This window comes from Nocardia mangyaensis, from assembly GCF_001886715.1.
Lineage (GTDB): Bacteria > Actinomycetota > Actinomycetes > Mycobacteriales > Mycobacteriaceae > Nocardia > Nocardia mangyaensis.
Genome location: NZ_CP018082.1, coordinates 1,066,421 through 1,081,704, shown reverse-complemented (window position 1 = coordinate 1,081,704; position 15,284 = coordinate 1,066,421). Strand labels below are relative to the sequence as shown.

10 protein-coding genes and 1 tRNA gene are annotated in these 15,284 nt (G+C 69.7%); 8 read left to right on the top strand and 3 right to left on the bottom strand.

Translation table 11 applies throughout. From position 1 onward, the window contains the following. Positions 1–133: 133 nt before the first annotated feature. The 4 genes from BOX37_RS04890 (at position 134) to BOX37_RS04875 (ending at position 4,697) form a co-directional block, all read left to right on the top strand. Positions 134–1,030, top strand: a complete 897-nt coding sequence (locus tag BOX37_RS04890) for a sulfurtransferase (RefSeq protein ID WP_071931196.1) — start codon at positions 134–136, stop codon at positions 1,028–1,030. 190 nt (positions 1,031–1,220) lie between these two features. After that, complete coding sequence (locus BOX37_RS04885) at positions 1,221–3,023, top strand: acetyl/propionyl/methylcrotonyl-CoA carboxylase subunit alpha (RefSeq protein ID WP_071926586.1); 1,803 nt, start codon at positions 1,221–1,223, stop codon at positions 3,021–3,023. A 269-nt stretch (positions 3,024–3,292) separates the two neighbouring features. Further along, positions 3,293–4,261, top strand: coding sequence for a patatin-like phospholipase family protein (locus tag BOX37_RS04880; protein ID WP_084760644.1), 969 nt, complete (start codon positions 3,293–3,295; stop codon positions 4,259–4,261). Between the two features lie 91 nt (positions 4,262–4,352). After that, positions 4,353–4,697 (top strand): hypothetical protein, encoded by a 345-nt coding sequence (locus BOX37_RS04875; protein ID WP_071926584.1) that lies wholly within the window; start codon positions 4,353–4,355, stop codon positions 4,695–4,697. Positions 4,698–4,863: 166 nt separating this feature from the next. On the opposite strand, the gene lat is transcribed toward BOX37_RS04875, so the two are convergent. Together lat and BOX37_RS04865 are read right to left on the bottom strand one after the other, a co-directional pair. After that, positions 4,864–6,204: an L-lysine 6-transaminase gene (lat, locus tag BOX37_RS04870; protein ID WP_071926583.1), complete on the bottom strand. Its 1,341-nt coding sequence runs from the start codon at positions 6,202–6,204 to the stop codon at positions 4,864–4,866. A gap of 65 nt (positions 6,205–6,269) precedes the next feature. Then, on the bottom strand, positions 6,270–6,722 hold the full coding sequence (locus BOX37_RS04865) for an Lrp/AsnC family transcriptional regulator (RefSeq protein ID WP_071926582.1): 453 nt from the start codon (positions 6,720–6,722) through the stop codon (positions 6,270–6,272). Between the two features lie 115 nt (positions 6,723–6,837). Here BOX37_RS04865 and amaB point away from each other — a divergent pair, with 115 nt between their 5' ends. Next, on the top strand, positions 6,838–8,367 hold the full coding sequence (gene amaB / locus BOX37_RS04860) for an L-piperidine-6-carboxylate dehydrogenase (protein ID WP_071926581.1): 1,530 nt from the start codon (positions 6,838–6,840) through the stop codon (positions 8,365–8,367). Positions 8,368–8,419: 52 nt separating this feature from the next. Then, positions 8,420–8,493 (top strand) — tRNA-Met (locus BOX37_RS04855). A 53-nt stretch (positions 8,494–8,546) separates the two neighbouring features. On the opposite strand, the gene BOX37_RS04850 is transcribed toward BOX37_RS04855, so the two are convergent. After that, positions 8,547–9,095: a histidine phosphatase family protein gene (locus BOX37_RS04850; RefSeq protein ID WP_071926580.1), complete on the bottom strand. Its 549-nt coding sequence runs from the start codon at positions 9,093–9,095 to the stop codon at positions 8,547–8,549. A 105-nt stretch (positions 9,096–9,200) separates the two neighbouring features. Between BOX37_RS04850 and BOX37_RS36040 the strand changes: the two genes are divergently transcribed. Together BOX37_RS36040 and BOX37_RS04840 are read left to right on the top strand one after the other, a co-directional pair. After that, positions 9,201–14,462 carry an Lhr family ATP-dependent helicase gene (locus BOX37_RS36040; protein ID WP_084759423.1) on the top strand — a complete coding sequence of 1,754 codons (5,262 nt, stop codon included), beginning with the start codon at positions 9,201–9,203 and terminating at the stop codon, positions 14,460–14,462. 4 nt (positions 14,463–14,466) lie between these two features. After that, positions 14,467–15,246, top strand: coding sequence for an Fpg/Nei family DNA glycosylase (locus tag BOX37_RS04840; RefSeq protein WP_071926579.1), 780 nt, complete (start codon positions 14,467–14,469; stop codon positions 15,244–15,246). Positions 15,247–15,284 lie beyond the last annotated feature (38 nt).

The following is a 15,284-nucleotide window of genomic DNA, read 5'->3' as shown; positions in this document are numbered from 1 at the left end:
GAGACTTTATCGGACGCACGTGCGCTTTATTCGTCCATTGTGTCGATTCGTGATGCGCCAACACACAAATACCATCGGCTGCGACCCAGACACCGCCGCACCCGCCCAACTCTCGCGTGAAGGACCACATACCGTGCCCGTTGCCCCGGATCCGCACCCCGCCTTCGGTTCCTACGCAGTCCCGCATCGATTGGTAACCACAGAATGGCTCTCCGCAAACATCGGCGTGCCGGGTTTGAAGATCATCGAGTCGAACGATGACATCCTGCTCTACGACATCGGCCATGTCCCCGGCGCGGTCAAGATCGACTGGCGTGGCGACCTGAGCGACCCGGTGACCCGGGACTACCTCGACGGCGCGCACTTCACCGAACTGATGCGCGCCAAAGGTATCCGTCGCGAGGACACCGTGGTGATCTACGGTGATCGCGGCAACGCCCAGGCCGCGCACACGGCCTGGATCTTCACCCTGTTCGGCCACGAGGACGTGCGCCTGCTCGACGGCGGCCGCGACGCCTGGATCTCCGAGGAACGCGACACCACCTTCGACCTGCCCTCTCCGACCCCGAGCGACTACCCCTCGGTCGAGCGCGACGACACGGTGGCGCGGGCGTTCCGCGAGCAGGTGCTCACCCGGCTCGGCGATCCGCTCGTCGACGTGCGCTCGGCCCAGGAGTACGCGGGCGACGACAAAGCCCTCGATCAGGACTACGCCACCCTGCGCGGTGGGCACGTGCCCACCGCGGTGAACATCCCCTGGACCCACGCCAACGCCGCCGACGGCCGTTTCCGGTCACGGGCCGAGCTGGACGCCGTCTACGGGGCACTGCCCGCCGAGGATCTCGTCGTCTACAGCCGGGTCGGCGAACGGTCCAGTCACACCTGGTTCGTCCTGACGTTTCTGCTCGGCCGCAGGTCGGTACGCAATTACGATGGATCCTGGATCGAATGGGGCAACTCGGTGCGGCTGCCGATCACACGCGGCACCGAACCGGGCAGCGCCACGGCCCCGCGCGGCCCGATCAATTGAAACGTGTTCACATCTCAGGGCGGCGCGTACTGTGACCTGCGACCTACTCGACAGTAGGGCTAGCCGAGTTCGAGCCGTGTTGGCACACTGCCTACACTCGCCCGAGATGAAAGTTGTCGATATCGGCACGGGGGCCTTCGACGGCGAACCGTTTCCGAAGCGACCATGAATATTGCACACAGGAGGCTCAGTGCCCAGCCATGCCAGCGCACGGATCACGAAGGTACTCGTAGCTAACCGCGGCGAGATCGCGGTCCGCGTGATCCGGGCTGCCAAGGACGCGGGGATCACCAGCGTCGCGGTGTACGCCGAGCCCGATGCCGACGCGCCCTTCGTGAAGCTCGCCGACGAGGCGTTCGCCCTCGGCGGTCAGACCTCGGCCGAGTCGTATCTCGTGTTCGACAAGATCCTCGACGCCGCCGCCAAGTCCGGCGCCGACGCCATCCACCCGGGTTACGGCTTCCTCTCCGAGAACGCCGACTTCGCCCAGGCGGTCATCGACGCCGGGCTGATCTGGATCGGTCCCTCGCCGCAGTCCATCCGCGACCTGGGCGACAAGGTCACCGCGCGCCACATCGCCGAGCGCGCCAACGCGCCGATGGCCGCCGGTACCAAGGACCCGGTCAAGAACGCCGACGAGGTCGTCGCGTTCGCCAAGGAGTACGGCGTCCCCGTCGCCATCAAGGCGGCCTTCGGTGGTGGTGGCCGCGGCATGAAGGTCGCCCACACCATCGAGGAGATCCCCGAGCTGTTCGAGTCGGCGACCCGTGAGGCCATCGCCGCCTTCGGTCGCGGCGAGTGCTTCGTGGAGCAGTACCTGGACAAGGCCCGCCACGTCGAGGCCCAGGTCATCGCCGACCAGCACGGCAACGTGGTCGTCGCCGGTACTCGTGACTGCTCGCTGCAGCGTCGCTTCCAGAAGCTGGTCGAAGAGGCGCCCGCGCCGTTCCTGTCCGATCAGGTGCGCGCCGCCATCCACGATTCCGCCAAGCGCATCTGCCGCGAGGCCGGCTACTACGGCGCCGGCACCGTGGAGTACCTGGTGCAGGGCGAGACCGTGTCCTTCCTCGAGGTGAACACCCGCCTGCAGGTGGAGCACCCGGTCACCGAGGAGACCGCGGGCATCGACCTGGTGCGTCAGCAGTTCGCCATCGCCAACGGCGAGGAACTGTCCATCAAGGAGGACCCCACCCCGCGTGGCCACTCCTTCGAGTTCCGGATCAACGGTGAGGACGCCGGTCGCGGCTTCCTGCCCGCCCCCGGCCCGGTCGCGGTCTACCGCGAGCCCACCGGCCCCGGCGTGCGCGTCGACTCCGGTGTCGTACAGGGCAGCGTCATCGGCGGCCAGTTCGACTCGATGCTGGCCAAGCTGATCGTCACCGGCGAGAACCGCGACCAGGCGCTGCAGCGTGCGCGCCGCGCGCTGGCCGAGTACGAGGTCGACGGCTTGGCCACGGTCATCCCGTTCCACCGCGCGATCGTCGAGGACCCGGCCTTCATCGGGGACGGCGAGAAGTTCGACGTCTACACCAAGTGGATCGAAACCGAGTGGAAGAACACCGTCGAGCCGTACACGGCCGGCGGCGTCGCCTCCGACGACGACGAGGAGGACCTGCCCCGGCAGAAGGTCGTCGTCGAGGTCGGTGGCCGTCGCGTCGAGGTGTCGCTGCCCGGTCAGTTCACCCTCGGTGGCGGTGCCGCCGGTTCGGCCGGCAACGGTGTGGTCCGCAAGAAGCCCAAGCCGCGCAAGCGGGGCGGCGCCGGTGCCGGAGCGGCCTCCGGCGACGCGGTCACCGCGCCGATGCAGGGCACCGTCGTGAAGGTGGCCGTGGAAGAGGGCCAGACCGTCGAGGCGGGTGACCTGATCGTGGTGCTGGAGGCCATGAAGATGGAGAACCCGGTCAACGCGCACAAGGCCGGTGTGGTCACCGGGCTGGCCGTCGAGGCTGGTGCCGCGATCACTCAGGGCACCGTGCTGGCGGAGATCAAGTAAGACGTACGCGGTTCAACGGGCGCCGGTCGAATCGACCGGCGCCCGTTGCCGTTCGGGTGATCGGCCAAGCGAATTCCCGCAGCGGGCGCCGGAGCTGTCGATCGACGCCGAGGGACAGCGACGTTGAGCAGCCGGTCAGGCCCTCCGGGCGCCCGGCCGTATCGGTGCCGTCGGCAGGCGGGAACAGCGTTCGCAGCGTGGGTTAACGGGCGGCGAAGATCACGCTCGGTCCGAGTGCGGTGCGCGAAGGCTGTCGTATCGTGGATCGGGTGACCAGTACAGCGCGCACCGAGCAGGATCCGCCCTCGTCGCCGGGCACGGTCTCGGTGGCCGAGGTCATCGAGGGTCGGCGCGTGGCGCGAGATCGCGTCGACGGCCATCGACTCGCGCTGGTGATCGAGGGCGGCGGCAGCCGTGGGGTCTACTCCAGCGGCATGGTGCAGGCGCTGGAGGAGCTCGGTCTGGCGAACGTCTTCGACGCGGTCTACGGGACCTCGGCGGGCGCGATCAACGGGGCCTGGCTACTGTGCGGGCGCGCGGCGACCGGGATGCGGTCCTGGACCGATCCGACGATCATGCGCCGGGTGGTCGACCCGGTCCGCATCCTGCGTGGGCGGCCGGTGTTCGATCTGAACTATCTCGTGCATCGGGTCTACGACGGCATCGAGCCGATGGACTTCCCGGCGATTCTGGCCAACCCCACCACCTTCCACCCGATCGCCACCGACATCCGCACCGGTCAATCGGTGGACCTTGGTCCGCACATCGTCGACAAACCCACCCTGATGACCGCCCTGCGCGCCTCCGCGGGGCTGCCCCTGCTCGCGGGTCCTCCGGTGTCGCTCGGTGGCGGCAGCTACTTCGACGGCGGCCTCACCGAGACCGTTCCCATCCGCACCGCCGTGCGCGCGGGCGCCACCCACGCCCTCGTCCTGCGCACCCGCCGCACCGACGAACTGCGCCCACCCGCACCCCTGATCCACCGTGTGGTCGGCGGCGGCTACATGCGCGCCATCGCCCCCGGCGCCTACCGCGCCTGGTCCCAGCGCCCCGGCCAGCAGGCCGTCGAAGACGCTTTCCTGGCCTCGCTGGGCGAGCAGGCCCTGCAGATCCACCCGCCGGCGCACGCCCCCGCCATCGACAGCGCCGCCCGCGACACCACCCTGCTCACCCAGGCACTGAACCTCGGGCGGGCCGCCGTCCACGCCCTCCTGGGCGATCGACCGCTCCCTGCCTGAACGACCACATCACTCGCCACCCCCACTCGCCACCCCCACTGGGCGCAGACCACGCCCAACTACCCGTGTGGCGTCCCACTATGCTCGCGCCGTGGAACCGATCGAGATCAACGCAGGATCCTGGTACCTGCGCGCACTGCGCGCCGACGAACGCATCGACGATCGCCCCGCGTTGGCCGATGGCGGCATCACCGATCCCGACTACGTCGCCACCCGCTCCGCGCAGTGGGCCGACGAATCGCACTTCTCCTGGGCGGTCTGTGTCCCGACCACGGCCGAGCTGGTCGCCGAGATCGGCGTGACGCCGGGCGCGGACGACACCGCGTCCGTCACCGGCTGGGCTCGTCCTGGTGCGGACGAGGCGCTGGCGGCCGGGCTCGCCTCGGTCCACCGGTTCGTCGCGGGCGCTCTCGGCTTGACCGTCGTCCCCGCCTGACCACCACCCCGCGCCCGCGAGCCCGCGGCCGCACCGTCGCCGGGTCGCTCGGCGGCTGGCGGTACCCGACGAGCTCGCGGCGCCGCGCAGCACGACCGGACCACCACGGCGAGAGCACCTCGTGGCCATCGCCGTGGTGGCGCAACTGCGCGGGTAGGCCGTTGTCCTACACCGGTTCGCGCATGAGCACCGCGTCCAACGCGTCCACCGCACGCACGAGTTCTTCCTCGGTGACGGTCAGCGGCGGCCGGAACCGGATACCCCGCTCCCCGGTCCCGAGCAACAGCACGTGCTGGCGTTCCCGCATCACCGTCACCACCCGGTCCCGCAGGTCCGGCGTGACCAGCGTGATCGCGCACATCAGCCCGCGACCGCGGACCTCGCTCACCGTGCCGGGATGCGCGGCGGCGAGCTGGCCGAGCTGATCGCGCAGGAACGCGCCCAGCGGCCCCGCCCGCTCGATCAGCCGATCCCGTTCCAGCACTTCCAGAATCCGCCGGGTCCGCACCATGTCGGTGAGATTGCCACCCCAGGTCGAGTTGAGCCGCGAGCTCACGTGGAAGACATTGTCGACCACCTCGTCGACGCGCCCACCGGCCATGATCCCGCAGACCTGGGTCTTCTTCCCGAAGGCGACCACATCGGGCGTCAACCCCAATTGCTGGTAGGCCCAGGTGGTTCCGGTCATGCCGACGCCGGTCTGCACCTCGTCGAGGACGAACAGCGCGTCGTTGTCGTGGCACAGCCGCTGCATGGCGCCGAGGAATTCCGGCCGCAGGTGCCGATCACCGCCTTCGCCCTGGATCGGTTCGGCGATGAAGCAGGCGATGTCGTGCGGATGGTCGGCGAAGGCTCGGGCCGCCTGGGCGATGGCGTGCGCTTCGAGGGCGGTGATGTCGGGGCCGGCGAAGGTGTGCGGGGTGTCGATGCGGGGCCAGTCGAATTTCGGGAAGCGAGCGGTCTTGATCGGATCGGTGTTGGTGAGCGACATCGTGTACCCGCTGCGGCCGTGGAAGGCGCCGGTGAGGTGCAGCACCTTGGTGCCCAGTTCCGGTGAGCGACCGCGCTCTTCGTTGTGCCTGCTCTTCCAGTCGAAGGCGACCTTGAGCGCGTTCTCGACCGCGAGCGCACCACCGTCGACGAAGAACAGGTGCGGTAACCGAGGATCGCCGAGGACGCGGGCGAAGGTGTCGACGAAGCGGGCCATCTCGACGGTGTAGATGTCGGAGTTGCTCGGCTTGTTCAGCGCGGCGGTGGCCAATTCGGCGAGGAAGCGTTTGTCACCGGCCAGCGCGGGATGGTTCATCCCGAGCGCGTTGGAGGCGAAGAAGCCGAACATGTCGAGATAGGCGGTGCCGTTGATCTCGTCGATGAGCGTGCGGCCATGGGACTTGTGCAGATCCAGCACAAGGTCGAAGCCGTCCGCGAGGATGTGCGAGGACAGGATTTCGTGGACCCGGTTGGCGGGGGTGACCGCCGCGCCGGGGCGCTCCAGTTCGATGGTCACGCCACCGAGGGTACGCAAATATTTACGGAACCTCTATGGATTCACGGATTAATTACGAAGAATCGTTACCTATCGTAGAATGTCTGCAGGATGATGGTGCTGCGCGTCCGCACGTTGGCGGTTGCCCTGATCTCCTGCAGCAGCTGTTCCAGGTGCCGGGGTGAGGCCACCCGCACCAGCAGGACGTAGCTCTCCTCGCCCGCGACCGAGTGGCAGGCCTCGATGCCGGGGATGTGCTGCAACAATGCGGGCGCGTCATCGGGCTGGGACGGGTCGAGAGGAGTGATCGCGACGAATGCCGACAGCAGGTGTCCGAGCGCTTCGGGATCCACGTGCGCCGCGTAGCCGCGGATCACCCCGCGCGCTTCGAGCCTGCGCACCCGCGACTGCACCGCCGAGACCGAGAGGCTGGCCTTCTCCGCCAGATTCGACAACGTGGCGCGACCATCGCTCATCAATTCCTTGATCAACAGGCGATCGATGTCGTCGAGCTGGGGCCGAGCCGGTGTATCCGCCATCAGCGAAGGCTAACCCAGCACGGGGGTCGCGCGGGCAAGACTTCTTTCTGTTCCCCCACCGAATTCGACCGAACTTTTCCGTGAGCCCTACCAACCAGCAGAAGGTGAACAGGCGATGACTCAGACCGTGACCGAGCACTTCTCCGAGCAGCTGTCGTTGCGCGCCAGGGCGTTGCTGCACGGCATGGGCGCCGAACTGCCCACGCCCGGCACCCTGCTCGCGCGCTCGCCCATCTCCGGCGGCATCCTGTTGCCGCTGACCATCGACACCCCGACGACCGTCGACGCCGCGATCGGCCGCGCGGCGGGCGCGTTTCCCGCCTGGCGCACGGTGCCCGCGCCGGTGCGGGCAGCCGTGGTGCGCAGACTGGCCGAGCTGCTGGTGGCCCATCAGGGCGCACTGGCCGAGCTGGTGACGCTGGAGGCGGGCAAGATCAGCGCCGAAGCGCTGGGCGAGGTGCAGGAGATGATCGACGTCTGCGAGTTCGCGATCGGCCTTTCGCGCCAGCTCTACGGCGCGACAATGCCTTCCGAGCGGCCCGGCCATCGGCTGATGGAGACCTGGCATCCGCTCGGGGTGGTCGGGGTGATCTCGGCGTTCAACTTCCCGGTCGCGGTGTGGGCGTGGAACACCGCGATCGCGCTGGTCTGCGGTGACACGGTGGTGTGGAAGCCCTCGGAGACCACCCCGCTGACCGCACTGGCCTGCCACACACTGCTGCGCCGCGCGGCGGTCGATGTCGGCGTGAATCCCGAAGTGCACCAGCTGGTTCAAGGCGACGCGACGGTCGGGCACGCCCTCGTCGACGATCCGCGCGTCGCCCTGCTCAGCGCGACCGGCTCGGTGCGGATGGGCGCGGCTGTCGCGCCCCGGGTGGCGGCGCGGTTCGGCCGGTGCCTGCTCGAACTGGGCGGCAACAACGCCGCGATCGTCGCGCCGAGCGCGGATCTGGACCTGGCGGTGCGTGGGATCGTCTTCGCGGCGGCGGGTACGGCCGGACAGCGCTGCACGAGTCTGCGCCGGTTGATCGTGCATCGGTCGATCGCCGATGAGGTGGTCGGGCGGATCGCCGCGGCCTACACCCAACTGCGCGTGGGCAATCCGCTCGAGGAGGGCGTGCTGGTCGGGCCGCTGATCGACGAGCGCGCCTACACCGCGATGCAGGAGGCGCTGGTGCGGGCCGGGCAGGAGGGCGGCGTGATCGTCTGCGGAGGTGAACGAGTCGACCTGATCGGGCCCGACGCCTACTACGCGCGGCCCGCGCTGGTCCGGATGCCCAAGCACACCGAGCTGGTGCGCGAGGAGACGTTCGCACCGATCCTCTACGTCCTGACCTACGACGATTTCGACACCGCCATAGCGCTCAACAACGATGTCCCCCAAGGTCTCTCGTCGTCGGTCTTCACCCTCGACCAGCGCGAAGCCGAGCGGTTCCTGTCCGCGGACGGCTCGGACTGCGGCATCGCCAATGTCAACATCGGCACCTCCGGCGCGGAGATCGGCGGGGCGTTCGGCGGCGAGAAGAACACCGGCGGCGGGCGGGAATCCGGGTCCGATTCCTGGAAGGCCTACATGCGCAGGGCCACCAACACGATCAATTACTCCACCGAGCTCCCCCTCGCCCAGGGGATCCATTTCGGCTGATCAGTGACCGATTTCGTCATCCACCCCGTGCCGTGTAGAGTGGTGTTTACGACGCGGGATGGAGCAGCTCGGTAGCTCGCTGGGCTCATAACCCAGAGGTCGCAGGTTCAAATCCTGTTCCCGCTACTACGGCGAAGGCCCCAGAGTTTCGACTCCGGGGCCTTCGCCGTTTTCCGTCGCTATCCGGCGCTCGTCCGCAACGTCCAGTGCCCTCGGTGATGCAGTCGGGTGATGCTCGCCGGGGCGATGTCGATGCGCCAGAACGACTTCGCCGGTGCGTCGAGCACGACCAGCACCGCCGCTCTGATCACGGCCGGATGCGTCACCGCGACCGTGTCGTGGCCGACCGAGGCGATCTCGGCCAGCCAGAACCGCACCCGGTCGACCAGGTCGGTCACCGATTCGCCGCCGTGCCCACGGAATTCGGGATCGGTGAGCCACGCGAACAGCTGATCCTGCGCCAGATCACCCATCTCGCCACCCCGCCACGCCCCCGCGTCGAGATCCCGCAACCGCGAGTCCGGCTCCCCCACCAACCCCAGCGCCTCCGCCGTCTCTCGCGCCCGCCGTTCCGGCCCGGTCCGCACCCGCGCCCCGGCCAGCGGCACACAGGCCCGCAGCGCCACCCGCCCGGACTCGTCCAGCGGTTCGTCAACAGGAAAACGCGCCTTACGTACCGCCTCGGTAAGGCCATGGCCGACGAGGTCGACTCTCAGCACCGTTTGCACGGGGACTCAGAGTAGCGCCGGTCACATTTTCCGCGACACCCACCACCGCCGGTGCAGGTCGGTGCGTCTGCGGGATTGTCGGTGGGGCGGTGCACACTGAGGAGCATGGATCGGTTCTCGCCCGCTACCGCGCAGTGGTTCGACGGTGCCTTCCCCGAGGCGACGGCGGCGCAGGTCGGGGCGTGGGAGGCGATCGCGGGCGGGGCGAACACGCTGGTGATCGCGCCGACGGGGTCGGGGAAGACCCTGTCGGCGTTTCTGTGGGCCATTGATCAGCTGGCGCAGCGGGGGCCTGCGGAGTCGGGGGAGGTACGGGGGACATCGGTGCTGTACGTGTCGCCGTTGAAAGCCTTGGCGGTGGATGTGGAGCGGAACCTGCGGGCGCCGCTGGTGGGGGTGACGCAGACGGCGAAGCGGTTGGGGCTCGAACCACCGGAGATCTCGGTGGGGGTGCGCTCGGGTGACACCCCGGCGGCGCAGCGACGGGCGATGCAGCGCACCCCACCCGATATTCTCATCACCACGCCCGAGTCGCTGTTCTTGCTGCTCACCTCGGCGGCCAGGGCGACGCTCGCGCAGGTGAACACCGTGATCGTGGACGAGGTGCACGCCATCGCGGGGACCAAGCGGGGCGCGCACCTGGCATTGTCGCTGGCCCGGCTGGATCAGCTCACCGAGCGGCCCGCGCAGCGGATCGGGCTGTCGGCAACGGTACGCCCGCCCGAGGCGGTCGGCCGGTTCCTGGTGGGGAACGCGCCGATCACGATCGTGCGACCACCCGCGCCGAAGACCTTCGACCTGTCGGTGCGGGTGCCGGTGGCCGATATGACCGACCCCGGCGATTCCGACCAGCCGGGTTCGATCTGGCCACATGTCGACGGGGCCATCGTCGACCTGGTGCTCGAGCATCGGTCCTCGATCGTGTTCGCGAACTCGCGACGGCTCGCCGAACGGCTGACCGCGCGGCTCAACGAGGCGTACGCGGTTCGGCTCGGCGAGCCGGTGGACACCGAGCACAGACCGCCCGCTCAGCTCGGACCGTCCACCGAGGTGATCCACGGCGCCGAACAGCTGCTGGCGCGGGCGCATCACGGGTCGGTCAGCAAGGAGCAGCGGGCGATCATCGAGGACGACCTCAAGACCGGGCGGCTGCGGTGCGTGGTGGCCACCAGCAGCCTCGAGCTGGGCATCGACATGGGCGCGGTCGACCTGGTGGTACAGGTGGAGGCGCCGCCGTCGGTGGCCAGTGGGTTGCAGCGGGTGGGCCGCGCCGGGCACCAGGTGGGTGAGATCTCGCGGGGGGTGCTGTTCCCCAAGCACCGCACCGATGTCATCCACTGCACCGTCGCCGCGCAACGCATGCTGAGCGGCCAGATCGAGCTGCTACAGATTCCGGCGCACCCACTCGACATCCTCGCCCAGCAGACCGTCGCCGCGTGCGCGCTGGAACCCCTCGACGTCGACGCCTGGTTCGACCTCGTCCGCTCGACCGGCAGCTACGCCAACCTCCCCCGCTCGGCCTACGAGTCGGTGCTCGACCTTCTGGCCGGGCGCTATCCGTCCGACGAGTTCGCCGAACTGCGCCCGCGCGTGGTGTGGGACCGCGACGCGGGCACCCTCACCGGCCGCCCCGGTGCCCAACGCCTCGCGGTCACCTCCGGCGGCGCCATCCCCGACCGCGGCATGTTCGCGGTGTTCATGGTGGGCGACAAGGGTTCGCGGGTGGGCGAACTCGACGAGGAGATGGTCTACGAATCCCGCGTCGGCGATGTGTTCGCCCTCGGGGCCACCAGCTGGCGCATCGAAGAGATCACCTTCGACCGCGTCCTGGTCACCCCCGCCTTCGGTCTGCCTGGCCGCCTCCCGTTCTGGCACGGCGACGGCCTCGGCCGCCCCGCCGAACTCGGCGGTGCCCTGGGCGAATTCGTCCGCACGGCCGGACAGGTGTCAGCCGATGACATGACCCGGATCGTGGCGGGCATGGGCTCCAACGGCACCACCACCGACGCGGACCCACCCGCCACCGGTACGAGTCCTGCTGGGACCGCCGCCGCGCTGGGGCCGGGCACGACTGCCCACGAGGTGAAGTCGGGTGCGACCGCCGCCCGGTTGGGCGGTGCGGTCGGCGCCTCTGTCGGTGCGAAGTCACGGGGCGGCGGTGCCGCGAAGGCGATGTCCGGGGAGCTGAGCAAGTCGGGTGTTCGGCTGGACCAGCTGGTGCGCACGGCCGGTCTGGATCAGAACGCGACCGCGAATCTGGTGGGGTTGCTGGAAGAGCAGCGCACGGCGACCGGGCAGTTGCCGACCGACCGGACGCTGGTGGTCGAGCGGTTCCGCGACGAGCTCGGCGACTGGCGACTGGTTCTGCACTCGCCGTATGGCACTCCGGTACACGCGCCGTGGGCGCTGGCGGTGGGGGCTCGGTTGCAGGAGCGGTTCGGGGTGGATGCCGCGCCCACCGCGTCCGATGACGGGATCGTGGTGCGGCTACCCGACACCACCGATGAACCGCCCGGCGCGGAACTGTTCGCCTTCGAGCCCGACGAGATCGATGACATCGTCACCGAGCAGGTGGGTGGTTCGGCGCTGTTCGCCTCGCGGTTCCGCGAGTGCGCGGCCCGCGCGCTGCTGCTGCCCCGCCGCGACCCCGGCAAGCGGGCTCCCCTGTGGCAGCAACGGCAGCGCTCGGCCCAATTGCTCGATGTGGCACGCAAGTTCCCGCAGTTCCCGATTCTGCTGGAGACGGTGCGCGAATGCCTGCGCGATGTGTACGACCTGCCCTCCCTGCGTGACCTGCTCACCAAGGTCGCCCGCCGCGAGGTGCGGATGATCGAGGTCGAGACCGCGAGCCCCTCCCCCTTCGCCAACGCCCTGCTGTTCTCCTACATCGGCCAGTTCCTCTACGACGGCGACAGCCCCCTCGCCGAACGCCGGGCCGCCGCACTGGCTCTGGACTCCAGTCTGCTCGCCGAGCTCCTCGGCCGCGTCGAACTCCGCGAGCTTCTCGACCCCGAGGTCATCGCCCTCATCGAACGCGAACTCCAGCGCCTCACCCCCGAGCGCCACGCCCGCGACGCCGAGGGTCTGGCCGACCTGCTCCGCCTGCTCGGCCCGCTGACCCCCGTCGAGGCAGCTACCCGCTGCGTACCGGGAGGTGCCGCAAGTACCGGGTCCGATCGTTTTCCTGGCGCGGCCGACAGTTCCGGTGCCGGCGTCTCGCGAAGCCCCAGCACGGCTGACGGCACACGTGAGGGCGCTGCTGCCGGATTCGAGGCGGCCGAGGAGGTCACCGGTGCCGCGGACACTCCATCGTCCAGCGGCGCGGCCAGTGCCGAGGAGATCCTCGCGCGCTCCGACGCGCCGACGTGGTTTGCCGAGTTGCGGGATTCGCGGCGGGCGTTGGAGGTGTCGTTCGCCGGGCGAACATGGTGGGTGGCGGTCGAGGATGCGGCGCGGTTACGGGATGCGCTCGGAGTGCCGCTGCCGATCGGGGTGCCCGCGGCGTTCATCGAACCGGTGCCTGATCCGCTCGGTGATCTCGTCGGCCGGTATGCCCGCACACACGCGCCGTTCACGACCGCCGAGGTGGCCGCCCGGTTCGGGCTCGGCACGGCCGTCGCGGTGACGGCGCTCCATCGCCTGCTGGCCGAGAAGCGGGTGGTGGAAGGCGAATTCACGCCCGGTGCGGCGGGCGCCGAGTGGTGCGACGCCCAGGTACTGCGTCGTCTGCGCCGCCGCTCGCTGGCCGCGGCCCGGCACGAGGTGGAACCGGTGTCCACCGCCGCGTTCGGCCGGTTCCTGCCCTCCTGGCAGCACGTGGGTTCGGGTGAGCTGCGCGGGGTCGACGGCGTCGCCACCGTGGTGGAACAGCTTGCGGGCGTGCCGATCCCGGCCTCGGCCTGGGAGTCGCTGATCCTGCCCACCCGGGTCCGCGACTACTCCCCCGCGATGCTCGACGAACTGATGGCGACCGGTGAGGTGATCTGGTCCGGCCACGGCGCCATCACCGCCCGCGACGGCTGGATCGCCCTGCACCTGGCCGACCAGGCCCCCTTCACTCTGCCCCCGCCCGACGACATCGACCCCACCGACACTCAACTGGGCCTGCTCGCAGCCCTCGGCGCCGATTTCGACCCCTGGCCCCCGACCACCGAACAGCACCCTCCGATCAACCTCGACGGACCAGACACCGGACCACCACCCACCGCCGCGAACGAGCACACCGAAGGCAGGTCGCGAAACTCCGCTCGCGTCCGACCAACCGACAGCACCACAAACTCCGGTCCGAACAACGCGATCCCGGACAGCACCGGGCCGGGCGGCACCGGTGTGCGCAGCGCGTCGACGGCGGCGACCCGAGCGGACCCCGGGGATGGCGATTCCGGCCGCGGCAGGCTCGTTCCGGAGCGCGGGCCGGACGATTCGCGGCGGCTCCCCACCACTGTGCGTGGCGGGGGCGCGTACTTCTTCCGCCAGCTCGCCGATGCCACCGGGCTGCTCGACGACAAGGCGGTGAGTGCGGCTCTGTGGCAACTGGTGTGGGCGGGCTACGTCTCCGGTGACACCTTCGCGCCGGTGCGCGCCCTGCTGTCGGGCACCGCGCGCAGCACCACCGCACACCGCACACCGCGCCGGGCACCTCGGGGGCGCGCGTACCTGCCCCGACCGTCGATGCCCACCAGGACGGGTCCACCGAATGTCACCGGACGCTGGTCGATCCTTCCAGAACGAGTGCAGGACAATACTGTTCGCGCGCACGCCACTGCCGACCAGCTCATCGAGCGGTACGGGATCCTGACGAGGGGCTCGGTCCAGAACGAAGGCGTGCCCGGCGGTTTCGCGTTGATGTACCGGGTCCTCACCGAATTCGAGGACCGGGGCCGGTGCAGGCGCGGCTACTTCGTCGACACGCTCGGCGGCGCTCAGTTCTCCACCACCGACACCGTCGACCGGTTGCGTTCCTTCGACACCGACCGGGACGGTTCGCGCGTGGGCGTCGCACTCGCCCTCGCCTCCTGCGATCCGGCCAACCCCTACGGCGCGGCACTGCCCTGGCCCAAGGGCGACGCCGAGGGCGGACATCGGCCGGGACGCAAAGCGGGTGCGCTGGTGGTCATGGTCGGTGGCGAGCTGGTGCTCTACCTCGAGCGCGGCGGCAAGACCCTGCTGAGCTTCACCGAGGACCCCGGGCTGCGCCGCCTCGCCGCCGACGCACTCGCCGGACTGGTGCGCGATCGCCGAGTCGACTCGCTGGTGATCGACAAGATCAACGGCGAAACCGTGCACGGCAACGCCTTCGTCGACTACCTGGTCGAAGCGGGCTTCGCGGTGACCCCGCGCGGCCTGCGGCTACGCAGGCAGGTGTAGCCGCATGCCCGAGGGCGACACCGTCTTCCGCACCGCCGAACGGCTACGCACAGCACTGGCCGGAAAGACCCTGACACGCAGCGACTTCCGAGTCCCCCGCTACGCCACCGTCGATCTGGTGGGTGATCTGATCACCGAGGTCGGCAGCTACGGCAAGCACCTGTTCATCCGCACCGACCAGGTGAGCATCCACACGCACCTGAAGATGGAGGGCCAGTGGCGGGTGTTCCACTGCGGCCAACGCTGGACCAAACCGCCGGTCACCGCGCGCCTGGTACTGGCCAACGACGAGGTCGAGGCGGTCGGCTTCGCCCTCGGCAAGGTCCAGGTGCTGCGGCTCGCCGAGGAGCACACCGTCATCGACCACCTCGGCCCCGACCTGCTCGGCCCGAACTGGGATGCCGCCGAGGCGCTGCGCCTGCTCACCGAGTACCCGCGCCGCCCGATCGGCCTCGCCCTGCTCGACCAGCGCAATCTCGCGGGCATCGGCAACATCTACCGCAGCGAGATCTGCTTCCTGCGCCGCGTCCACCCCGCGACTCCGGTCGGCGACATCGACGACCTGCCCGCGCTCGTCGACGAATCCCACCGCGTCCTCGGCAAGGCCGCACACGAGCCGCCGTGGCGACCGATGGTCTACGGTCGCACCCGCCGCCCGTGTCCACGCTGCGGAACCGCGATCGTCTCCCGGCTCCTCGGCGAGGACGACCCCGCCGATCGCATCACTCAACGCGAACGCGGCATCTACTTCTGCCCCCGCTGCCAACCACCCCCCACCCATTGACCGCTGCCCCTTGCCGCTGCCCTGCCGACCGCACGAGC